Source organism: Chryseobacterium pennae, assembly GCF_003385515.1.
Classification (GTDB): Bacteria; Bacteroidota; Bacteroidia; order Flavobacteriales; family Weeksellaceae; genus Chryseobacterium; species Chryseobacterium pennae.
In genome coordinates, this window is record NZ_QNVT01000029.1 from 15,855 (window position 1) to 38,535 (window position 22,681).

At 36.7% G+C, this 22,681-nt stretch carries 18 protein-coding genes; 15 read left to right on the forward strand and 3 right to left on the reverse strand.

Going from position 1 to position 22,681, the window contains the following annotated elements; all coding sequences use genetic code 11:
• The first annotated feature begins 57 nt into the window (after window positions 1–57).
• The 4 genes from DRF65_RS22790 (at window position 58) to DRF65_RS22805 (ending at window position 9,589) form a co-directional block, all read left to right on the forward strand.
• Entirely contained in the window at window positions 58–1,308 is a 1,251-nt protein-coding gene (locus DRF65_RS22790; RefSeq protein ID WP_115973027.1) for a CinA family nicotinamide mononucleotide deamidase-related protein, read from the forward strand.
• Between the two features lie 89 nt (window positions 1,309–1,397).
• Complete coding sequence (locus DRF65_RS22795; RefSeq protein ID WP_115973028.1) at window positions 1,398–4,796, forward strand: polysaccharide deacetylase family protein; 3,399 nt, start codon at window positions 1,398–1,400, stop codon at window positions 4,794–4,796.
• A gap of 265 nt (window positions 4,797–5,061) precedes the next feature.
• A complete protein-coding gene (locus DRF65_RS22800) occupies window positions 5,062–7,119 on the forward strand; it encodes a M13 family metallopeptidase (protein ID WP_115973029.1) in 2,058 nt (685 codons plus the stop codon).
• 373 nt (window positions 7,120–7,492) lie between these two features.
• Entirely contained in the window at window positions 7,493–9,589 is a 2,097-nt protein-coding gene (locus DRF65_RS22805; RefSeq protein ID WP_115973030.1) for a M13 family metallopeptidase, read from the forward strand.
• 65 nt (window positions 9,590–9,654) lie between these two features.
• Here the strand turns inward: DRF65_RS22805 and DRF65_RS22810 are convergent, their stop codons facing one another.
• Window positions 9,655–10,701 (reverse strand): hypothetical protein, encoded by a 1,047-nt coding sequence (locus tag DRF65_RS22810; protein WP_115973089.1) that lies wholly within the window; start codon window positions 10,699–10,701, stop codon window positions 9,655–9,657.
• 352 nt (window positions 10,702–11,053) lie between these two features.
• On the opposite strand from DRF65_RS22810, the gene DRF65_RS22815 reads away from it, so the two are divergent.
• From DRF65_RS22815 to DRF65_RS22860, 10 genes are all read left to right on the forward strand, one after another.
• Entirely contained in the window at window positions 11,054–11,500 is a 447-nt protein-coding gene (locus DRF65_RS22815) for a type VI secretion system contractile sheath small subunit (RefSeq protein ID WP_164464392.1), read from the forward strand.
• A 20-nt stretch (window positions 11,501–11,520) separates the two neighbouring features.
• Entirely contained in the window at window positions 11,521–12,885 is a 1,365-nt protein-coding gene (locus DRF65_RS22820; RefSeq protein ID WP_115973031.1) for a DUF5458 family protein, read from the forward strand.
• 78 nt (window positions 12,886–12,963) lie between these two features.
• Window positions 12,964–13,419 carry a hypothetical protein gene (locus DRF65_RS22825; RefSeq protein WP_123947420.1) on the forward strand — a complete coding sequence of 152 codons (456 nt, stop codon included), beginning with the start codon at window positions 12,964–12,966 and terminating at the stop codon, window positions 13,417–13,419.
• Between the two features lie 79 nt (window positions 13,420–13,498).
• Window positions 13,499–14,533 (forward strand): A/G-specific adenine glycosylase, encoded by a 1,035-nt coding sequence (mutY, locus tag DRF65_RS22830; protein ID WP_115973033.1) that lies wholly within the window; start codon window positions 13,499–13,501, stop codon window positions 14,531–14,533.
• 44 nt (window positions 14,534–14,577) lie between these two features.
• Complete coding sequence (gldD, locus tag DRF65_RS22835; protein WP_115973034.1) at window positions 14,578–15,135, forward strand: gliding motility lipoprotein GldD; 558 nt, start codon at window positions 14,578–14,580, stop codon at window positions 15,133–15,135.
• A gap of 27 nt (window positions 15,136–15,162) precedes the next feature.
• Window positions 15,163–16,086, forward strand: coding sequence for a PfkB family carbohydrate kinase (locus tag DRF65_RS22840; protein WP_115973035.1), 924 nt, complete (start codon window positions 15,163–15,165; stop codon window positions 16,084–16,086).
• 86 nt (window positions 16,087–16,172) lie between these two features.
• The gene (locus DRF65_RS22845; RefSeq protein WP_115973036.1) at window positions 16,173–17,540 is read left to right on the forward strand and encodes a peptidylprolyl isomerase; all 1,368 of its coding nucleotides are present in this window, start codon (window positions 16,173–16,175) and stop codon (window positions 17,538–17,540) included.
• A 148-nt stretch (window positions 17,541–17,688) separates the two neighbouring features.
• A complete protein-coding gene (locus DRF65_RS22850; protein WP_115973037.1) occupies window positions 17,689–18,186 on the forward strand; it encodes a hypothetical protein in 498 nt (165 codons plus the stop codon).
• 123 nt (window positions 18,187–18,309) lie between these two features.
• The gene (locus tag DRF65_RS22855) at window positions 18,310–19,254 is read left to right on the forward strand and encodes an NAD(P)H-dependent flavin oxidoreductase (RefSeq protein WP_115973090.1); all 945 of its coding nucleotides are present in this window, start codon (window positions 18,310–18,312) and stop codon (window positions 19,252–19,254) included.
• 31 nt (window positions 19,255–19,285) lie between these two features.
• Window positions 19,286–20,059 (forward strand): alpha/beta fold hydrolase, encoded by a 774-nt coding sequence (locus DRF65_RS22860; RefSeq protein WP_115973038.1) that lies wholly within the window; start codon window positions 19,286–19,288, stop codon window positions 20,057–20,059.
• Between the two features lie 483 nt (window positions 20,060–20,542).
• On the opposite strand, the gene DRF65_RS22865 is transcribed toward DRF65_RS22860, so the two are convergent.
• Both DRF65_RS22865 and DRF65_RS22870 read right to left on the reverse strand, forming a co-directional pair.
• Complete coding sequence (locus tag DRF65_RS22865; RefSeq protein WP_317126213.1) at window positions 20,543–21,154, reverse strand: HD domain-containing protein; 612 nt, start codon at window positions 21,152–21,154, stop codon at window positions 20,543–20,545.
• Between the two features lie 33 nt (window positions 21,155–21,187).
• A complete protein-coding gene (locus DRF65_RS22870; protein ID WP_115973040.1) occupies window positions 21,188–21,487 on the reverse strand; it encodes a rhodanese-like domain-containing protein in 300 nt (99 codons plus the stop codon).
• 172 nt (window positions 21,488–21,659) lie between these two features.
• Between DRF65_RS22870 and queG the strand changes: the two genes are divergently transcribed.
• Window positions 21,660–22,598, forward strand: coding sequence for a tRNA epoxyqueuosine(34) reductase QueG (gene queG / locus DRF65_RS22875; RefSeq protein WP_115973041.1), 939 nt, complete (start codon window positions 21,660–21,662; stop codon window positions 22,596–22,598).
• Window positions 22,599–22,681: the final 83 nt, after the last annotated feature.

The window sequence follows — 22,681 nt, forward strand, 5'->3', positions numbered from 1 at the left end:
CTACAGCCGCATATTTTTCCGTCATTTGCAGGAGAATTTTTTTCAAGAATCTGATATATGGAAAAAGCAGTCCTGATCACTATTGGTGATGAAATCCTTTCCGGAAATACGGTAGATACCAATTCCAATTTTATTGCCTCTGAACTGAAGAATATCGGAATAAAGGTTGTACAGATCTTTACAATTTCAGACGAGATTGAAACCATTAAAGATACATTAAGTGCAGCGTTTGAACTGGGAGATCTGATTATTACCACAGGCGGACTGGGCCCAACAAGGGACGATAAAACCAAAAAAGCACTGGCCGAGTTTTTCAATGATGAGATTGCATTGGATGAGGTAACCTTTAATCACCTTAAAGGATACATGGAAAGACGGGGGCGTGCAGATATTCTGGAACGAAATAGAGAACAGGCTTTCGTTCCTACAAAATCGATTGTTTTTCAAAACCATTTTGGTACAGCACCATGCATGATGATGGAACTGAACGGGAAATTGAGTTACAGCTTGCCTGGAGTTCCCTATGAAGTAAAACCGTTAATTAAAGATCAGATTATTCCGTATTTACAGGAGAAATTTAATCTTAATTATATCCATTCCAGGATTGTTTCCGTGGTAGGAATTCCGGAAAGTATTCTTGCAGATACTATTGAAGACTGGGAATTAGCTCTTCCTGAAAATATTTCACTGTCTTATCTTCCGGTGGGAACCAGGGTAAAACTGAGATTAACGGCATCAGGAGATAATGAAGAAGCTTTACAACAACAGACAGAAGACGAAATTCAAAAATTGCTTCCGCTCATTAAGGACAATGTGATTGCTATATCTGAAGATAAAATCGAAAATATCCTGGCAGAAATGCTTACCGAAAGAAAACTGACCATTTCCACAGCGGAAAGCTGTACCGGAGGAGAATTGGCGAAAATGATTACTTCAGTTGGCGGAAGTTCAAGATACTTTTTAGGTGGAATGGTAGCCTATGCCACAGAGAAAAAAATAAAAATTTTAAATGTTTCCGGAGAAACGGTAGATCAGTTTACTGTAGTCAGTGAGCAGGTAGCTCAGGAAATGGCTAAAGGTTGTCAGGATTTATTTGAAACCGATATTTCCCTTTCCACAACCGGAGTGGCGGGCCCCGGAAAAGGAGAGGATGGCAAAGATATAGGGACGGTTTTCTATACTATCCGGGTCAAGGATCAGGAAGTAACATCAAAATTATATATGCCTCATCTGGAAAGAACAGACTTTATGAATTTTGTTTCCCAAAAGGTAATTCAGGATCTTGTAGGGCTTTTGATAAATCAGTAAACGGAATACCCCTTTTTTAATTTTTTTTTAATGAATTTTCAGGTACTTTTTCACACTTTTTGAAAATCCTTCATTAAAATTTAAAAATTGTGGAAAATTCCAAACAGATTTTTCAGACTAACAGCAAAAAACGCTGGAAAAGTGTACAATGGGGCAGCCGTATCTTTATTTTTATTGCGGCTCTTCTTCTTTTGGCTTTAGGACTGATGATGAGACTTGATAAAAGTCCGAAAATTCCTTTTAAAGAGGATTATAAAGCAGTTATTACAGCCAATAAGCCCTATCTTCAGGAGAATAAAATTTCTAAAGAATACAAAGGTTTCCGAAGCTTTATTTCTGAAAAAACAATTCATACCAACCTTGCCAAGATTGAAAAGGCAAGAGCAGAAAGATATAAAAATCAAAACAGAAACTGGGCTCAGTTTCCCGGAGGGATCCGTTCTGCATTTTATGTGGCTTGGGATCCTCAGTCTCTGATGTCTCTGAAACGAAATATCAGACACATCAATCTGGTTTTTCCTGAATGGTTTTTCCTTGATCCCAAAACAGGAGACCTGAAAACCAATGTTGACCCGGAAGGATACAAAATAATCAAAAGAACAGGCGTGGCAGCCATGCCGATCCTGAGTAATAATTCTAATCAGGAGTTCCGTTCTGAAGGGTTGGGGAAAGTATTGAATGATCCCGGAAAAAGAATGGCTCTTATTCAGAAGCTTACCCAACAGTGCCTAAAATATCATTTCAAAGGGATCAATATCGACTTTGAAGATATGAACCTGAATTCTGATGAAAACCTGATTGCTTTTATGAAAGAACTTTCAGCAACATTCAGACAGAATCAATTGCTGGTGACTATGGATATTATGACGGATAATGATGACTACAACATTCCGCGATTAGATCCTTATGTGGATTACTTTGTACTGATGGCTTATGATGAATACTCAGCAGGCAGCGATGCAGGCCCTGTTTCTTCGCAGAAATGGATTGAATCTCGGGCAGGAAAGATCGTTAAGCAAACCTCTCCTCATAAGATTATCCTTGGTTTGGGAGCATATGGATATGACTGGAGCTCCAATAAGGATGACAATACTTCGGTTACCTATATGCAGGCCATTACCAAGGCCAGTGCCAGTAAAGCGGTTATTGATTTTAATGACAATACTTTTAATCTGAATTATTCCTATACAGATTCTAAAAATAATACCCATACTGTATTTTTCAATGATGCTGCATCTATTTTTAATACCATGCGTTTTGCCTCCGAATATCCATTGGCAGGAACTGCACTTTGGAGACTGGGAAGTGAGGACAGCAGAGTCTGGAATTTTTATGATAAAGACCTTACGTTTGCAGGGCTTTCCAGACTGAATCTGAAAACACTTGAAAATGTAAAAGGGCAGACCATGGTGGATTACATTGGAGATGGAGAAGTATTGGATGTTCTGAATACACCCCATGATGGAAAAATTGCTCTGGAAATAGATCCGAAGGAAAAAATTATTACCGATGAAAACTATGTTACGTATCCAAGTTCCTATGAAGTAAAAAAATATGGGAGCGCTCCGCAGAAAGAATTGGTATTAACATTTGATGACGGTCCCGATGAGACATATACACCTCAGGTCCTTGATGTTATGTCAAAATATCACGTTCCGGCTGCCTTCTTTTTAGTAGGGTTAAATGCAGAAAAAAATCTTCCGCTCGTTAAAAGAATCTATCGGGAAGGTCATGAAATAGGAAACCACACCTTTACCCATGAAAACGTAGCTAAGGTAAGCCCGGAAAGAGCTTTGCTGGAACTGAAACTCACCAGACTTCTTATAGAATGTGTGACAGGACACAGTACAATCCTTTTCCGTGCTCCTTATAATGCCGACTCTGAGCCTACCACTTCAGAAGAGATTATTCCGGTGGCATTGGCAAGACAGCAAAATTATCTGGATATCGGAGAAAATATAGATCCGGAAGACTGGCAGCCGGGAATAAAAGCAGATGAAATTGTAAAACGGGTAATGGCAGGAATCAAGAAGGAGAGAGGGAATATCATATTACTTCATGACGCTGGTGGCGATACCAGAGAAGAAACCGTGAAGGCTTTGAAAATTTTAATCCCAACCCTTCAGAAACAGGGCTATCACTTTACCAATCTTACCAATCTTCTGCATAAGAGTAAAGCTGAACTGATGCCTGAAGTTCCTAAGACAAAGTCTTACTATATCATGCAGCTTAATCTGGTGCTGGCCACTGTAATTTATGGAATAAGCCATTTTTTGGTTGCCTTATTTACCATTTTCATTGTACTGGGGTTAATAAGATTACTGTTGATGGCGTACTGGGCTTTTAAAGAAAGAAAAAAAGAAAAAGAGCTGGGTGATTTTCCAACCCTTGAATTCTATCCTAAGGTTTCTATTATAGTACCTGCCTATAATGAAGAAGTGAATATTGTTTCTTCCCTGAATAACCTGCTAAAACAGACATATCCGAATTTTAACATCATTATGGTAGATGATGGAAGCAAAGATTCAACTTATGAAAAGGCCAGAGACGCTTTTCCGGATCATCCGAAGTTAGAAATATTTACAAAAACAAATGGAGGAAAAGCAACCGCTTTAAACTTCGGGATTTCACAGACAGATGCTGAATATGTAGTGTGTATAGATGCAGATACCAAACTCCAGCAGGATGCGGTAAAGTATCTGATTGCAAGATTCCTGAATGCGGGTTCAGATGAAAAAATTGCTGCAGTGGCTGGAAATGTAAAAGTAGGAAACACTGTAAACTGGCTTACCAAATGGCAGGCAATTGAATATACAACCAGCCAGAATTTTGACAGGCTGGCGTATGCCAATATCAATGCCATTACTGTAATTCCTGGAGCTATCGGGGCGTTTAAAAGATCCGTAATTCTTGAAGCAGGAGGGTATTCTTCCGATACACTGGCTGAAGACTGTGATATTACAGTAAAAATTTTAAAAGCCGGATATACAGTGGCCAATGAAAACAGAGCGGTTGCCGTAACAGAAGCTCCGGAAACCGTAAGACAGTTCCTGAAACAACGTTTCCGCTGGACATATGGAATCATGCAGATGTTCTGGAAACAGAGACAGACTTTCCTTAATCCTCAATATAAAGGATTAGGACTTTGGGCCATGCCGAATATCTTATTGTTCCAGTATATTATTCCGTTTTTCTCACCCTTGGCAGACCTTATTATGTTCTTTGGAATCCTGTCTGGAAACGGAGATAAAATATTTAGTTATTATTTGATTTTTCTTCTGGTAGATGCTTCTCTGGCTTTGGTAGCATTTATTATGCAACAGGAAAAATTAACGAATCTGTTCTATATTATTCCGCAAAGATTTGGGTATAGATGGCTGATGTATATTGTACTGTTTAAAAGTTTAAGAAAAGCATTGAAAGGTGAAATACAGTCCTGGGGCTTTCTGAAACGCACAGGGAATGTAAAAGAGATAGCAACATCTTAAAAGGATAAGGTCTGGAAGCTGGAGGTTAGAAGTTACTTTTAGTCGTATTATTACTGAAAGTTCTGATAAACTATTTAAAAAAGGAGAAAGGAGATAGAGTAGTCATTCTTTATGACTTTCATACCCTCCATCTTCCATCATCTAGCTTCAAGCCTATCCAATTTATAAATCCTTATCATACTCTAATAGGATTTGTTTAAATTTGTTTCACAAAAAAGTAACAAATAAGAAATAAATCATACATATTGTATAAATTGTTATCATAATGAAAAAACTAACGCTTTCTTTGTTTCTAATAGCAGGGATCTGCTCTCAAAATACGATGAGCGCACAAGCTAAAGCTACTAAAGTAGCAATGAATAATACAGATAAAGGTTTGGACCTTAGCTTAATGGATACTTCAGTACGTCCACAGGATGATTTTTATAATTATGTGAGCGGAACGTGGATGAAAACAGCTAAAATTCCGGCTGATAAACCAACTTGGGGAAGTTTTAATAAATTGGGTGAGGATACGGATAACAATTCCATGACAATTCTGAACTCTCTTTTGAAAGATAAGTTTGCAGATGGAAGTGAGGGGAAAAAAATTCAGGATTTATATGCTTCTTACATGAATATGGAGAAGAGAAATGCTGACGGAATCAAGCCTATTCAGGAGCACCTGAGTAAAATTGATGCCATCAAAAATATGGCTGATCTTCAGGGATATTTAGCATCTGTAACAAAAGAAGGAGAAAATAATTTCTACGGATGGGGAGTATATGCTGATTTAAAGAATTCTAATATGAATGCTGTTTACTTAGGAGAAGCTTCTCTTGGATTAGGAAGAGACTACTACCAGAAAGTAAATGAAAAGAATACGGAAGCTATTGCTGAGTATCAGAAATATGTAGCTTCAATGCTGAAAGAATTAGGATATAAAAATGCAGATGCAGCAGCAAAAAGTATTGTTGATTATGAAAAAAGTATTGCAAAAACTTATCTGACAAACGAGCAGAGCCGTGACAATACCCTTCAGTATAATCCTCAGACAATGACTGAACTTTCAGCTTTGGTAAAAGGAGTAGATCTTCCGGCTTACCTTAAAAAAGTGGGAGTAAACACAGATAAAGTGATCATCGGAGAACTGGGGTATTATAAAAACTTTGATAAATTAGTAAATGCTGAGAATCTTCCGGTAATTAAGGATTACCTGAAATTCCACATGATCAATGGAAGTGCTTCTTACCTAAGCGAAAAGCTGGGTGATATGAAATTTAATTTCTTTGGGAAATACTTAAGAGGTCAGCAGGAACAAAGAGCACTGAACAAGAGAGGTTTTGAATTAATCAACAGAAACATCGGAGAAGCTTTCGGTAAATTATATGTTGAGAAATATTTCCCTGCAGAAGCTAAAGCTCAAATGGTTGAATTGATCGACTACTTAAAGAAAAGTTTTGTAGTTCACATCAATAACTTAGCATGGATGTCTTCTACAACTAAGGAAAAAGCACTACAGAAGTTAAATAAATTCACTGTAAAAGTAGCTTATCCTGATAAATGGAAGGATTATTCAAAATTAGAAATTACACCTGAATCAAAAGGAGGTACATTGTATAAAAACCTTCAGAATATTGGTGAATGGCAATACAACAGAGAATTAGCCAAAATTGGTAAATCTGTTGATAAAACAGAATGGGGAATGACTCCACAAACTGTAAATGCTTACTATAACCCGGTATATAACGAAATCGTATTCCCAGCAGCAATTCTTCAGCCGCCATTCTTCAACCCTAAGGCTGATGCAGCAGTAAACTTCGGTGGAATCGGAGCTGTTATTGGTCACGAAATGAGCCACGGATTTGATGATTCTGGAGCACAGTTTGATGCAGAGGGGAACCTGGTAGACTGGTGGACTCCGGAAGATAAAGCAAACTTTGAAAAAGCTACAAAAGCTCTTGCTTCTCAATATGACAAATATGAGCCTGTAAAAGGAACATTTGTAAACGGTACTTTCACAAACGGTGAGAATATCGCTGACTTAGGAGGAGTGAATATTGCTTATGACGCTCTTCAGATGTACTTAAAAGATAAAGGAAATCCAGGAACCATCAGTGGATTTACTCAGGATCAGAGATTCTTCCTAAGCTGGGCAACCGTTTGGAGAACTTTATCAAGTGAAAAATACATGATCAACCAGGTGAAGACAGATCCGCACTCGCCGGGTTACTTCAGAAGCTTTGGTCCGTTAATCAATGTTGATTCATTCTACAAAGCATTCGATGTGAAAAAAGGAGACAAATTATATAAAGCTCCGGAAGACAGAATTAAAATCTGGTAAAAATATAAGCCGCTCAGCAATGAGCGGTTTTTGTTTTTTAGGGAGATATAGAGATAATAGAAATAGGATGAGGTGAGGAACTATCTTAGCTTCAGTTAATAAGTGGTGGTCTTCATCATTCCCCTCCTCCTGAGGGAGGTGAAAATTCAGAGGATTTTTGACGGGGTAGTTTACAGGCCCCACAAAACTCTTACCCCAACTGAAATCTAATTTTAAGCCATCATTCCGAAAAATTTAAACAATGAACCTCTCAAGCTTTGAACTTTAAACCCATATTTTTTCACTATTTTCATCAATTATTTATTATCCTTCATCACTTATCCTCAAAGTTCGTATATTTGATAAGTTTGTGTAAAATCAAAAATAATCTTCAATGAAAAAGCTAAATATTGGTATACTTGCCTTTTCCGGTATAGTATTGCTAAATTCATGTGGTGCTGCAAAAACTGCAGGAACTGATACAAAAACAGAGGCTACAGCAACAGTTGCAACGCCGGTAAAGGAAGAAGTAAAGGAGGAGGGGATCAATTTATCTTATATGGATACAGGTATCCGTCCGCAGGATGACTTTTTTAGCTATGTGAACGGAAATTGGGTGAAAACCACTCAGATTCCTTCAGATAAAGCCAATTGGGGGTCTTTCAATGCTTTGAGAGAAAATGTAGATGATTCTTCATTGGATATTTTAAACAAAATCCTTACAGAAAATTATTCTGCAGGTTCTGAAGGCCAAAAGATCCAGAGTCTTTATGCTTCCTTTATGGATACTGCTAAAAGAAATGCAGATGGATTAAATCCTATCAAAGCTGATCTGGCAAAAATTGATGCTCTTAAAAATCTTAATGATCTTCAGAAATACCTTTTAGAAGCTACAAAAATCGGAGATAACTCCTTTTACGGATGGAGAGCCGGAGCAGATATGAAAAACTCCAAAATGAATGCTGTCTATCTTGGAGGTCCGGATCTTGGTTTAGGAAGAGATTATTATCAGAAAGTAAATGATGCCAACACTAAAACATTAGGACAATATCAGGCTTACGTTGGAAAACTGTTTGGGGTTTTAGGATATAAAAATTCTACTCAGGCTGCACAGAATGTGGTGGATTTTGAAAAACAGCTGGCCAATTATTTATTGACATTGGAGCAGAACAGAGATGCCAACCTAAGATACAATCCTAAAAACGTTTCTGAGTTATCAGGGGTTGTGAAAAATGTTGATCTTGCAAAATATCTTAAAGATGCAGGGGTAAATACAGACAGGGTAATCATCGGTGAACTGAAATATTACCAGAACATGGACCAGTTCATCACACAGAAAAACCTGCCTCTATTAAAAGACTACCTGAAATATCACCTGATTAACGGTAATGCCAGTAATCTTGATGAAAACCTTGAGCAGATCAGATTTGATTTCTATGCAAAAGATTTACAGGGGCAAAAAGAACAGCGTCCTATGAACAAAAGAGGGTTAACACTTGTGAATGGAGTTCTTGGTGAGGCATTCGGAAAATTATACGTAGAGAAATACTTTACTCCTGAAGCAAAACAGCAGATGGAAACCTATATTGATTACCTTTTAAAATCATTTAAAACCCATATTGCGAATATCGATTGGATGTCTCCTGAAACAAAAGTAAAAGCTCAGGAAAAACTATCCAAGTTTACAGTAAAAATCGCCTACCCTGATAAATGGAAAGACTATAGCCAACTGAAAGTAGAATCTCCAAAACAGGGAGGATCATTATATGCTAACCTGCAAAATGTATCGGCTTGGCAATACCAAAGAAATTTAGATAAAGTAGGAAAACCGGTTGACAAAACAGAATGGGGAATGTCTCCTCAAACAGTAAATGCTTACTATAGCGGTTCAAACAACGAAATTGTATTCCCGGCAGCAATCCTTCAGCCTCCTTTCTACAATCCTAAGGCAGATGCAGCCGTAAACTTCGGTGGAATTGGAGCTGTAATCGGTCACGAGATCTCTCACGGTTTTGATGACAGTGGTTCCCGCTTCGATGGTGATGGAAATCTTAACAACTGGTGGACGGATACCGACCGCAAGAACTTTGATGCAAAAGTGGCTCAGCTGGCTGCTCAGTATAGTAGCTACGAACCGGTAAAAGGAAGTTTCGTGAACGGTAAATTCACAAGTGGAGAAAATATTGGAGACTTAGGAGGAGTAGCAGTAGCTTACGATGCCCTTCAGATGTATCTTAAAGACAAAGGAAACCCAGGGAAGATCAGTGGGTTTACTCAGGATCAGAGATTCTTTATGAGCTGGGCTACCGTTTGGAGAACAAAAGCAACCAACGAATATATGATCAATCAGGTAAAAACAGACCCGCACTCTCCGGGAATGTACAGAGCTTTCGGGCCACTGGTGAATCAGGATTCATTTATCAAAGCATTTGATATCAAATCGGGAGATAAAATGTATAAAACTCCTGAGGACAGAATAAAAATTTGGTAAGAGTACCGAAAAATTGTTAGAAAAGAAAGAATCCGTCTCAATGCAATGTGGGACGGATTCTCTTTTTAAAATGCTTTCTTATAATTCCGGATCACAAACTTTATTCCGGTTTCTATAATGTCTCCCATGGTCTTACAATACTTGAAGTTGACATCATAGGTGAGTTTTTGTAAAGCTGTTTTTAACTCAGTAACATTAGCTTCCGGTGCAATATTTTCGGTTTTCATAATAGAAATCAGTTCACTGAATCTGCTTTGGCTGCTCGTTACTCTTTTTACAATCTGTGAACGTACCTCTTTACGATACTGTTCTATAGAGTTAGGCTTCAGCTTTTCCAGTACCATGGTAACCATCGGATAATTTTCTTTGAAATACTGGGGAAGATAAACTTTCAAATTTCCTTCATAGCATTGCTGGTCAAAATCAATCGGGCGGATTCTGTAAATAACCTGGTCAAAATCATGGATAGGAATAATCACATAATTATAAGAACGCATATCACCAAGAAGCCCAATGAGACAGCGTTCATTGAATTTTACAAATTCCTTGGAAATCTGTGCTTTTTCCAGCTCTGTGCAATTAGATATATGTTTCTGAATAAATACATCCCCGGGAATTCCTAAGATATGTTCTTCAATTAAGGTGTTTTTGTAGATCAGAAAATTAATCCGGTTAGGAGAAAGCAGGTCTTCAAGCTCCAGTCCATAGATGCGGGAGGCATCAGCCTGTTTAATATAAAAGTTAGTATAATTATCGTTCAGGATATTTCTCACCCGGATCCGGAAAGGTTTAGAATTTCCGAAAGTACAGAAGTCAATGGTATCCACTTTCAGATAAGGGAGAGTAGCTTCATCTCCATCAGAATGAAGGAGGGTGTAAATCTTATTTAAATTAGCTTCTATTTCTTTAAACTCATATTCAGAATACAGTACACCAAGCCATAAAGTGTCCTTGCCTTCTTTATCCAGAATATTCACACTGTCACTGAATCTTAGCAGGTCTTCATATAAAAACTGGATCTTGGTTGTTCTGTTATGCTTTTCCAAATACTGCTGCAATCCTTCAGAAACAGGATATATGGGTTTTCTAAATGCGATCTTTACATCTTTCATCATTCTGTTTACTTTATCTAAATATAAAGAATATTTTTCTTCACCTCACAGGAATTCTTATTTAACACATATTTGTTCTCTTTTATAAATGCAAAATGCATCAGGATTTTATTTTATCACTCTGTGTTTGTTTTTATTTATTTTTTCATAGCTTAGTGACATCGTAAGATGGTGATTTTATGTTAAATAAATATAGATAAATTTAAATAGTTTAAGAAAAATCTTGACAAAATTTTGTATGTTACAGTTTTTTTTTAAATTTAAACTTTGGATTAGTAATTTATTTGATTAATCTGTAAATTGCTCAAAGACAGATCCAAACCAAAATAGTAAATCTCAAAATAATAATAATATGGCAATGTTTAATTATGGTGTTGGCGGAAACGAGGTAAAAGTAGACGCTAATGAAGCTATTCAGGAAATACAGGAAAATAAATCACTGATAGTAAGCCAGCTTACAACAGACGAATCTTATACCCCTGAAATTGTAACAGGATTAAAAACTGTGGAAGACGTGTTCAAACACTTTCAGCCTTCTGTGGCAGTACAACACGAAACAGAAGATGGAGGAGTGGTTGACGAAGAATTCCGTTTTCAGAATCTTGGAGACTTTACTCCTAAAAGCCTTACTCAGAAATCTGATTATCTTCAGCAACTGAGCATGGAGCAGGAGCAGTACAACAAAATTGTACGTCAGTTAAAAACCAATAAAATTCTTCGCAATATGCTGGAGAACGACCAGACAAGAGCTGCGTTCATCGAAGTATTGAAAGATGTAGCACAAGAACTTGAAAAATAATTAAAGACTTACATTAAATCATGGATAGCAAATTACAGGCGCAGGAAAGCCAGCAGCAGGGACAACAGCAGCAGCACTCAGGGCAGCCGAAAGGCAACCCGCTTGCAGAGCTCAATAAAATGGGAGGTTTTGGCTTTGTTGAATCCGTTGTGGACGGGATCGCCAATATGAACCCAACAAGAAAAGCAAGGAAAGAAATCTTCCTAAATGATAACAATAAGGCAGGAGAAAGAAAAGAACTTCTTCAGAAGATCAATCTTTGGGTAAGCCTTCTTGAAGGTAGTGAATCTGCTGATAAAATGGCTGATACGTGCAAAACCAAAGCACAACTGGCTGATCAGAATTTAAAGAAAAACTTAAAAAGTACACTGGATGCAGTTCGTCTGTTGGAAACCAACTATAGAACAGTCGCTCAATTCTATAAAAATACAGAATTGGATAAAGTGGATAACGTAAGTATTGTTAATGCAAGCCTTGATCAGGTTTCAGACCTTGACAATCCTTTATTCATTGATGCCATCTCTGAAGAATTCAAAAATTATTATGACCGCTTAGACCTTAGAGATAACTACTCACTCCTTGCTATCCCCGGATACTTAGGATCTAATAAAGTTATTGAAAAGTGGGCTAAAATCTGTAACGAGAACAAAGTAATGATGGTTACAGACTTTGCGAACCTTGATAAGCCGGATGACGTTGTAGATTTATTCCATTCTGCAAACCTTACAGGTGGGGAACTTCACAGAAGTAACGTGATCATGACGTGTAACTGGCTAGTAGGACGTGGAAAAGCAGAAGAAGTAGGAGAAGAAGAAAACGTAGAACTTCCACCTTCCACTTCATTAGCAGGAAAAATCCATAAAACACTGATGTCTCAGGTAGCAGCAGGTAAAAAACATGGTAACATCAACGAAGTAGACGCTGTAAAATTCGAATTGAAGAAAAGTGAAATTTCTCAGTTGGAAAAAATGGGTCTTGTACCAATGGTTAACGAATATGGTAAAATTATGGCTTTCTCTGCAAAGACATTATTTACAGGAGACAACATCGGTCTTCAGACCTATTCTGTAGTTCGTGTATTCGACTATGTAACTAAAGTATTGCTAGACTTCCTGAACAGAAGAGCCTTCGAAAACTGGAATGCTAAGAACGAAGACGATTTGAGAAGACAAATTGTTACTTTCCTTGACAATATCAAAGGACCAGACAAATTGATCGAGAAATTCAAGATCGTTCGTTTCGAACAGGATAGAGTAAACAAAGACAGAGTATGGCTTGATATCCGTATGACACCTTATTTCCCTACAAAAAGTTTCGTTATTAAACTAGACGGACATAAAGGAGATGATGGTAACGAATGGGATGCACAATACACTCAGGAATAATAACACCTTATTTTTAATCATAAAAACCGATGCATTTTTTACATCGGTTTTTTTCTACCAATACCTATGAATATTAAAATGAATATCAAACTTATCATTGGTTTGCCTCTTCTATTGATGATGCTTTTGGTAAGCTGTGAAAAGAAATACCAAAGCCCGGATCAATATGAAGAAGACCTTTTTGCAGACGAACGTCAGGAAGGAAAAGCTTACATCATGGATGAAGAAGAATGTTTTGATGGAAGTGAATTGGTTTTAGCAAGTTCGGAAGTAAAGCTGGCAGACAGTTCAAAAGGCCGTGGAAAATCATTTTTTCTTTATAAAGTAAGATCCGGAAAAGTTTTAAAAACAGTAAGAGACTCCACTTTGGAATTGCCGATGATGTTTTTATCTCCCCATAAGCTAAAACTGAAAGAGGATTCCATGTACTTGTACCTGAAAAAATTAGATGGCTACCGTTTTATTGCGAAAGAAAGAAATCTTAAGTATCAATGGCTGAGAGGGGCTTCCGTATATTCTGTGAAGAAAAAATAAAATAAACCTATCTTTGCGTTCCTGGAATAATGCAGGATGAAGAGATAAAAGCTCTTCAGTGACTTAAATTGATTGGTTTTTGGAAAAGAATAGTGCAACCTCAGAATTCCTTCATGTAGGAAACAGGCTTTTGAAATGGTATCGTAACAACGCAAGAGATCTGCCTTTCAGACAGACAAAAGATCCCTATAAAATCTGGATCTGTGAAATTGTATTTCAGCAGACAAGAATCAATCAGGGCCTTAATCATTATAATAATTTTATTAAACGATTTCCGGATGTAAAAACCTTAGCTGAAGCTGAGGAAAATGAAGTGTTGCTTTACTGGAAAGGCTTAGGCTATTATTCCAGAGCGATCAATATCCATAAAGCTTCTCAGCAGATCATGAATGATTATGATGGAATATTTCCAGCCCAATATGAAGAAATTTTAAAACTGAAAGGAATAGGAAAGTATACAGCAGCAGCTGTTTCAAGTATTTGTTTTGATGGAAAAATGCCTGCTGTTGATGGGAACTTCTACCGGGTCCTGAGCCGTTTCTTTGCCGATGATTTTGATATTTCAAACTCAAGGGCATTTACTTATTTTTCTGAGTTGGCGACATTGATAATGCCGGATAATGTTGGAGATTTCAATCAGGCGATGATGGATATAGGTTCCGAGATCTGTAAACCCAAAAATCCTTTGTGTGGAGAATGCCCGATCCATGAAGACTGTCTGGCTTTTTCCCTACAGAAAATCTCTGATTATCCTGTGAAAACGAAAAAAGTAAAGGCTGAAGATCTTGCTTTGACCTATTATTTTGTTCACAGAAACGGGCAATTTCTGATCCGTCAGAGAAAAGATGACTTTATCTGGAAAAAATTATTTGAATTTCCAGCTTCTATTTCTGCTGACATGGAAACCTTTATTACTGGTTCAAAAACGATTACCCATAAACTGACGCACAAGAACTTAAGTATTGAAATATTGAATGTTGAGGTGCCTTCAGAAGAGATTTGGAATCGTTTTATTACTGAAAATCAATACCTGATTACAGATGTTGAAGGTTCCCATGAAAAATCCTTTCCGAAGCCTTTGGAAAATTACATTCAAAACTCATTGAAAGACTGAAATTTGTCTTCCGAAATCTGAAATCTAATTTGTACTTTTGCAAAATGATTAAAAAAGTCATTTTTATTTTTGTATCACTGCTTTTAATTTCATGTGGAAAAGACCCGGTTCCAAAACCGTACGGAGAACTGCGTCTGGAATACCCGGCGCCGAAATACCAGAAGTTTGAAAACAACTGTGCCTATACTTTCGAGTATTCGGATTTTGCTAATATTACTGCAGCAAAAAAACCGTGTTGGTATTATCTGAACTATCCTCAAATGAAGGCAAAGGTTTTTGTGACCTATTACCCGATACAGAATGACTTTGCAGAACACATTAAAGAAGCTGAAAAAATGGTATATGAGCATACCATCAAAGCCAGTTCCATAGATACAAAATCCTTTGAATATCCTGAAAAGAAAGTATACGGGAATTTCTATGAGCTGAAAGGGCAGAGTGCTTCCAATCTTCAATTTTACATTACAGACAGCGCGAAACACTTCGTGACTGGTTACTTATACTTTAATACGAGACCGAAACCGGACTCTCTGGCTCCTGCTGTGAATTATATCAAAAACGATATGAAACATATGCTGGACTCTTTTGAATGGAAAAAATAATTACTTTTAATATACATTGAAAAATATATGAAACTTTTAGTTGTAGGAAGTGTTGCATTTGATGCAATTGAAACACCATTTGGTAAAACGGACAAAATTTTAGGCGGAGCTGCTACTTATATTGGGATCACTTCATCTATTTTAGGCGTTAAATCTGGTATTGTTTCTGTAGTAGGAGGAGACTTTCCACAGGAACACCTTGATATGTTTACAGACAGAGAAGTAAACATCGAAGGAATTGAAATCGTAAAAGAAGGAAAAACATTCTTCTGGTCAGGAAAATATCACAATGATCTGAACACCAGAGATACTTTGGCTACAGAAGTAAACGTATTGGAGAACTTTGATCCGAAAATCCCGGATTCAATGCAGGATGCCGAAATTTTATTGCTTGGAAACCTACACCCTGGAGTTCAGCTATCCGTATTGGAAAAAATGAACAACCGTCCTAAGCTTGTAATCCTTGATACGATGAATTTCTGGATGGATTGTGCATGGGATATTCTGATGGATATGATCGCTAAAACGGATGTAATTACCATCAATGACGAAGAAGCAAGACAACTTTCAGGAGAATATTCTCTTGTAAAAGCTGCTAAAAAGATCCATGCAATGGGACCTGAATATGTAATCATCAAAAAAGGAGAGCATGGAGCCTTACTTTTCCATGACGGTAAAGTATTTGCTATCCCGGCACTACCATTGGAAGATGTTTTTGATCCAACCGGAGCAGGAGATACTTTCGCAGGTGGTTTTGCCGCTTATCTTGCTAAAAAAGGTAAAATTGATTTTGATACGATGAAGTCTGCGTTGATCGTGGGATCAGCAATGGCTTCTTTCACTGTAGAAAAATTCGGAACACAAAGAATTGAAGAAGTTAACGAATCAGATATGTTCAGCAGATTGAGACAATTTAAAGAATTGACAACTTTTGATATTGAACTGCAATAAATAAGTCTTTTTAAGAAATATTTATAATAAAAAATTGAGTGAAATTCGTTAAGAATTCTAAATTTGCAACTTGTTAAAATAGTAAAATGACAAATAGACTAAAAATCACTTATCTTCTTGGGATTTTCATCATGATTTTTTCTTCCAATATGATGAATGCCCAGCTAAAACCAGGAGATTTAGTGGATGGTATTGCTGCTGTGATCGGAAATGAAATCGTTTTGGAATCAGATGTTACTGAGCAGATGAATTATGGAAAACAACAGGGAGCTGCCAATACAGACAAATGTGAGTTCCTTGAAAGCCTTATCAGCAACAAACTTCTTGTATATGAAGCAAAAAAAGATACATTAATTGAAAACCGTTCTGCAGCGATCAAAGAGCAGGCTAATCAAAAATACCGTCAGTTGCTTTCTCAATTTCCAGATGAAAAGGCATTATTAACTGCTTATAAATTCAAAAATGCCTACGAAATGAAAAACGCTATCGAAAAAATCGATACCGACCAGTATTACGGACAGGCAAAATATCAGAGAGTTACTGATAAAGCAGACGTAACTCCTAATGAGGTAACTGACTTTTATAATATGTATAAAATGCAGTTGCCACAGGTAAAAGATGAAATTACCTTAGCACAGATCATGATGTATCCAACTTTGACGGAGGCTCATAAGCAAGATCTTATCAACAGACTGAAAAAGATCAAACAGGATATCATTGGCGGAGAAACTTTCGAAAGTCAGGCAAGAATTTATTCTGAAGATGAGGGTTCTGCTTCCAATGGTGGATTGTATAAAAACATCAACAAAGGACAGATGGTGAAGCCGTTTGAAGCTGCTGCTTTAAATCTTCAGGAAAACGAGATCTCAGATCCTATTGAATCTGAATTCGGATACCACATCATTCAGCTGCTGAAGAGATCAGGTAAAGTATATGATGCAAGACACATTCTTTTGAAAGCAACGCCTACAGAAGAAGAACTTAAAACTGCAAAAGCAAAATTAGACAGCATCAGAGGATTAATTACTGATGGGAAGATGACTTTTAAAGATGCTGCTTTCAAGTTTTCAGATGATAAAAGAACCAAATTCAATGCAGGGATAATTCCCGGTGGTGATGGTTCAGATAAAATCGAAAGAGAAAGTATCCCGGGAACAATCAGCTATGAATTGGCAGGTTTGAATAAAGGAGATATTACTTCTGCTTTTGAAGATGAAGAGAACAGAAGAAAAGCTGTAAAAATCATCAAGCTTGAAGATGTGATTCCTGCTCACCAGATCACTCTGGAAACAGACTTCAGCCGAATCAAGCAGATGGCGCTCAATAAAAAGAAAAACGAAATGGTTGAAAAATTTGTCAACTCCAAGTTGCCAACTACTTTCATATCCATCGACGGACGTTACGATAACTGTAGCTTTAAATCCAACTGGAAAAAAGAATCAGTTAAAAAATAAAATTAAAACCTTCAGAAATTTCTGAAGGTTTTTTTTATGCTGAAGAGTCAGGTATAAAAACAAATGATTCTTTATGATTAGCACAAACAGGTATTCTGCATCTGTCATTTTGGATGAAATTATTTGATAACTTTACAAAAACCAAAACATGGATTACGAATTTTATCTTAATAAATTTCACCTGGCCATAACAGAAGTACTTAAAGAAAAACTTGAAAATAATAAGTTGGATGTATCTGTTGATACTGTTCTGGATTCTGTTGCTCTTAAAGTATTTAAACCGGAATGGTCCTCTGATTTAAATTCACCATTAGATGCTATAGGGAGGATTTTCTTTTCAATATGGATAAATGACAAAACCATTCAGGAGGGAAGAATGTATTATAATATCCATGCTCTAAAGCTGAGAGAATTTAAAAAACAGGCATTATCAAGTAGAAAATTTGCTCAGGATTTTAGGAATGAATTCAGGAAATACCAGAAAGACTGGCCAAATGTAAATATTGAATTTGGCCCACTAACATTAATGCAGGGATGGGTTGATTTGAAAGAAGATAATATACAGGGAAATATTGAAGAATTGGTTCAAAATTTTTTTAAGATCAGTTCAATTATAGATACAGTTCTGGAGCGGTATAAGAAATAATGGGTTTAAGTGGTTTTCTAATGATTTTTTTAATAAATGTAGAGGGCTGAAAATCTTTGTTTTTAGTATTTTTACAACATGAGCAATTTTATAGATTTCAACGCGGCAAAAAAATTACACGACATGCAGACCAATCAAAATAGAATTTCAGAACTTTTTAATATTAAATATCCGATTATTCAGGCTGGGATGATCTGGCATTCCGGATGGAGGCTGGCTTCTGCTGTTTCCAATTGTGGTGGATTAGGATTAATAGGAGCAGGGAGTATGTATCCTGATATTCTCAGGGAAAACATTCAAAAGTGTAAACAGGCTACCAATATGCCTTTTGGAGTGAATGTGCCTATGCTGTATCCTAACCTTGATGAAATCATTCAGATCATTCTGGAAGAAGGGGTAAAAATTGTGTTTACATCAGCTGGAAATCCGAAAACGTATACAGAAACCTTACAAAAAGAAGGACTGAAGGTTGCTCACGTAGTTTCCTCTACCAAATTTGCTGTAAAATGTGAAGATGCAGGAGTAGATGCAATAGTGGCAGAAGGGTTCGAAGCAGGAGGACACAACGGGAGAGATGAAACTACAACATTCTGCCTTATTCCAAATGTCAAAAAGCATATTTCAAAACCGTTAATAGCTGCAGGAGGAATTGCCTTAGGTTCTCAGATGAAAGCTGCAATGATTCTGGGAGCAGACGGAGTACAGATAGGCTCCAGATTCGCGGCTACAACAGAAGCCAGTGCTCACGAGAACTGGAAAAAGAAAATTACCGAACTTCAGGAAGGTGATACGCATCTTACACTAAAAGAGCTGGCTCCTGTAAGAATGGTTAAAAATAAGTTCTTTAACGAACTTGAAGATGTTTATCTTGCCGGAAGAAATAAAGAAGCACTTATTGCATCGCTAGGAAGAGCAAGAGCAAAAAAAGGAATGTTTGAAGGTGACATGGAAGATGGAGAGCTTGAAATAGGACAGGTTTCAGCACTTATTGATGATATCATTCCGGTGGAAACAGTCTTTAATCATTTATTGAAGGAGTTTGAAGAAACAAAAATGCCTTCCTTTTAAAAATTGACCGTATCATATATTATTTGAATTAATGGAGGAAAGAATCATTGATGTAAAAGGGAAAAAACTATATACAGAATACTACAATTCGTTTGAAGATAAGACAACTATTGTCTTTTTGCATGATTCGCTTGGATCTGTACAGCTTTGGAGAGATTTACCAGTCAGGCTTTCAGAAGCTACACAATGTAATGTTCTTGTTTATGACCGGTTAGGATATGGAAAATCCTATCCTATGCCTACTCACATAAGACCTGTGAACTATATGGAGCTGGAAGCAGATCTGCTGAATGAATTATTAGCAGAGCTCAATATTGACAAAGCTATTTTGTTCGGTCACAGTGATGGAGGAACCATTGCCTTAATCACTGCAGCAAAATATCCGGAAAGGGTAGAAGCTGTCATTTGTGAAGCCGGGCATATATTTGTGGAAGATGTCACTTTAAAAGGCGTTTATGATGCATGGGAAGCTTACAAAACTACAAATCTGCCGGAACGTCTGCAGAAATACCATGGTGATAAGGTAGAAACACTATTTAAAGCCTGGACGGAAACATGGACCCGCAATGATTACAGAGCCTGGAACATTGAATATCTCCTGAAGGATATTATTTGTCCTCTATTATTCATTCAGGGAGAAGCTGATGAGTACGGAACTTTGGATCAGGTAGAGAAAACCGTTTCACAGGTAAGTGGAAGTGCAGACAAATACATTATTCCCGGGATTGGGCATACACCTCATAAAGAAGCTCCGGACTTGGTATTCAAAAGATCAGTAGAATTCGTAAATAGAAATACAAAATAAAATTTAAGCATCTTATTTCATGATAGGGTGCTTTTTTTGAATTAAATTGATATTTTAAAAGCTGCATACTTTACCTGTTCTCTTTAAATAAACAGTTCTAGATTTTATTTGTACACATATTATACAGGTAGATATTGTTTTGTACAATATGTATTAAACATAAAAATCAGGCCGTTTTATTGGCCTTTAATCTTATCAGAAAAAATACCGAACTATTTTCCTGATATAGAATACGGACTGTGAGATTTTTTACAGAATTTATTAAAAAAATGAATAGTATTAATGGGGATTGGGCCATTATTTTATCGTTAAAATTACAATAAACAAACAATAAATATCACCAATTGGAGATATAATATTTTCTATTTTTACAACCTAGATTTTATTAATAGGTATGTGAAGTTAATGATGGGGATCATTAAATGTATGTTAGGTGTGAATGTGTGAAGAGATGCAAAATTTGCATCTCTTCTTTATTTTCGGTTATAGTAAATCAATTTCCGCTGCAATATTTTTTTTTGCCTGCATCTCATATTTATCTTTAAAATAATCTGTCTTAAAGATTGTATCAAGCTCCAGAAAATGTTTTAATACCTTCTTTCTTCCGGGCTTATAAAGCAGATCCGGATAGATCGAGTATTCTTTCCTAATCATTTTGGTATAGGCCAGATAACTTTCAAAATCTTTGCCCAGGATTGAAAGATCTGTATCCAGAAGATAATTGGTGTCTTCGTTCATTGATGTCTGATGAAGCTTTGTCGCCAGGATCTGATCAGAAACAGCTTCAATAGTATCCTGAGGTAATCCCAGTTCAGAAAGTCGTTCTTTGGCCTTTAACGCACTTTTTTCTTCATTGGATTTAGACGTTGCATTATAAACAATATCATGATAGAATATGGAAAAAGAAACTGCTGTAAAATCAGAGATTTTGTTTTTCGATGGTTCAAGCTCTGCGAACATATTTCTGAGATGAAGAAGATTGTAATAATGTCTGCTCTTTTCAGTATATTTTGTTTCAATCTCTTTCCACAGTTCATCAATTAAGTTCAGATCTTTAGTAAAAGGGAAACAAAGCTGTTCAAAGTGATCTCTCATATTCATGGTGGTAGGGTATAAAAAAAGGAACTTTTAAAAAGTTCCTCTGTTTGCTTCAAGAACAGCCTTTAGCTCAGACCAGCCTCCGCCGTTATGACCATCCTTTAATCCTTGTGAGTTAAGATATTCTAATGCTTTTCCGCTTCTGTTTCCACTTCTGCAGAATAAAATTACAGGTTTTTCGATAGAAAGGATCTCATCCTGTCTCTCTTCTACTTCACCCAGTGGAATATTTTTAGCACCCTCTATATTTCCGTCCATTTCAAGCTCCATTGGCTCACGAACATCAATTAATTCATAGTTTCCAGATTGTATTACTTCTATTAAAGACATAGTTGTTTATTTTAAACATTAAATTGTAGACGAAATTACGTAATTTTTTTTTGAAAAAAATCTTAATTAAAACATAAATTTTCAGAAAAGAAACAGTTCTGAAGATGAAGACGAAACAGAGTAACGAATCGTAAGATTGATAAAATAATCTTAATTTTGCAGAGTGAAATTAATGAACGCAGGCGCTGAAAAATATACCCAACTGATCAAGTCCAAGGCAAAAAGTTTTGGGTTTCAGAGTTGTGGTATATCTAAAGCAGATTTTCTGGAGGAGGATGCCGGACACCTTGAAAAATGGCTGAAAAATAACTTCAATGGTGAAATGAAATATATGGAGAACCACTTCGACAAAAGATTGGATCCAAGACTTCTTGTGGAAGGTTCTAAATCTGTCATTTCACTTTCATATAACTATTTCCCGGAAGAAAAGATTTCCATTCTGGAAAATTTTAAGATTTCAAAATATGCTTATGCAGAAGATTACCATGAAGTGATCAAGGAAATTCTTCGTGAAATGGTGGCTGAATTGCAAGAGGAAATCGGAGAATTCGGATTCAGGGTTTTTGTAGATTCAGCACCTGTGCTGGAAAGAAGCTGGGCACGAAAATCAGGAATTGGCTGGGTTGGGAAAAATGCTAACCTGATTACCAAACAGAATGGTTCCTTTTATTTTTTAGCAGAAATTATCTGTGATCTTGAGCTTATTCCCGATCATGAAACCACCGATCATTGCGGAACCTGTAGAAAATGCATTGATGCCTGTCCCACAGATGCTATTGTTTCAGAAAAGATCATTGACGGAAGCAAATGCATTTCTTATGCTACCATAGAACTTAAAAACGAAATTCCGGATCATTTTAAAGGCAAAATGGAAGACTGGATGTTCGGATGTGATATCTGCCAGGATGTATGCCCCTGGAACCGGTTTTCTGCTCCACACCAACAGAGCCGATTTAAGCCCAATGAAGCATTGAAAAATTTCAAAAAAGGAGAATGGAAAGAACTTACTCAGGAAATCTTCTCCGAAATCTTCAGAAAATCACCGGTGAAGAGGACAAAATTTGCAGGATTGCAGAGAAATATTGAATTTTTAAAACGCTCTTCAGACTGATTTTTGCTTAAATATTTGGTGACGATTCCTTCTTTGGAAATTTCCTGAGTTCCAAACTAGAGCGGATGATTGACCATTCCCTA

Bases quoted from the DNA above. Each gene is read 5' to 3' on its own strand.
- DRF65_RS22805 (WP_115973030.1), top strand. From the start codon at position 7,493: ATGAAAAAGCTAAATATTGGTATACTTGCCTTTTCCGGTATAGTATTG.
- DRF65_RS22865 (WP_317126213.1), bottom strand. From the start codon at position 21,154: ATGAGAGATCACTTTGAACAGCTTTGTTTCCCTTTTACTAAAGATCTG.
- DRF65_RS22860 (WP_115973038.1), top strand. From the start codon at position 19,286: ATGGAGGAAAGAATCATTGATGTAAAAGGGAAAAAACTATATACAGAA.
- queG (WP_115973041.1), top strand. From the start codon at position 21,660: ATGAACGCAGGCGCTGAAAAATATACCCAACTGATCAAGTCCAAGGCA.
- DRF65_RS22810 (WP_115973089.1), bottom strand. From the start codon at position 10,701: ATGAAAGATGTAAAGATCGCATTTAGAAAACCCATATATCCTGTTTCT.
- DRF65_RS22815 (WP_164464392.1), top strand. From the start codon at position 11,054: ATGGCAATGTTTAATTATGGTGTTGGCGGAAACGAGGTAAAAGTAGAC.
- DRF65_RS22870 (WP_115973040.1), bottom strand. From the start codon at position 21,487: ATGTCTTTAATAGAAGTAATACAATCTGGAAACTATGAATTAATTGAT.
- DRF65_RS22820 (WP_115973031.1), top strand. From the start codon at position 11,521: ATGGATAGCAAATTACAGGCGCAGGAAAGCCAGCAGCAGGGACAACAG.
- DRF65_RS22845 (WP_115973036.1), top strand. From the start codon at position 16,173: ATGACAAATAGACTAAAAATCACTTATCTTCTTGGGATTTTCATCATG.
- DRF65_RS22800 (WP_115973029.1), top strand. From the start codon at position 5,062: ATGAAAAAACTAACGCTTTCTTTGTTTCTAATAGCAGGGATCTGCTCT.
- DRF65_RS22790 (WP_115973027.1), top strand. From the start codon at position 58: ATGGAAAAAGCAGTCCTGATCACTATTGGTGATGAAATCCTTTCCGGA.
- DRF65_RS22850 (WP_115973037.1), top strand. From the start codon at position 17,689: ATGGATTACGAATTTTATCTTAATAAATTTCACCTGGCCATAACAGAA.
- DRF65_RS22840 (WP_115973035.1), top strand. From the start codon at position 15,163: ATGAAACTTTTAGTTGTAGGAAGTGTTGCATTTGATGCAATTGAAACA.
- DRF65_RS22825 (WP_123947420.1), top strand. From the start codon at position 12,964: ATGAATATCAAACTTATCATTGGTTTGCCTCTTCTATTGATGATGCTT.
- gldD (WP_115973034.1), top strand. From the start codon at position 14,578: ATGATTAAAAAAGTCATTTTTATTTTTGTATCACTGCTTTTAATTTCA.
- DRF65_RS22855 (WP_115973090.1), top strand. From the start codon at position 18,310: ATGCAGACCAATCAAAATAGAATTTCAGAACTTTTTAATATTAAATAT.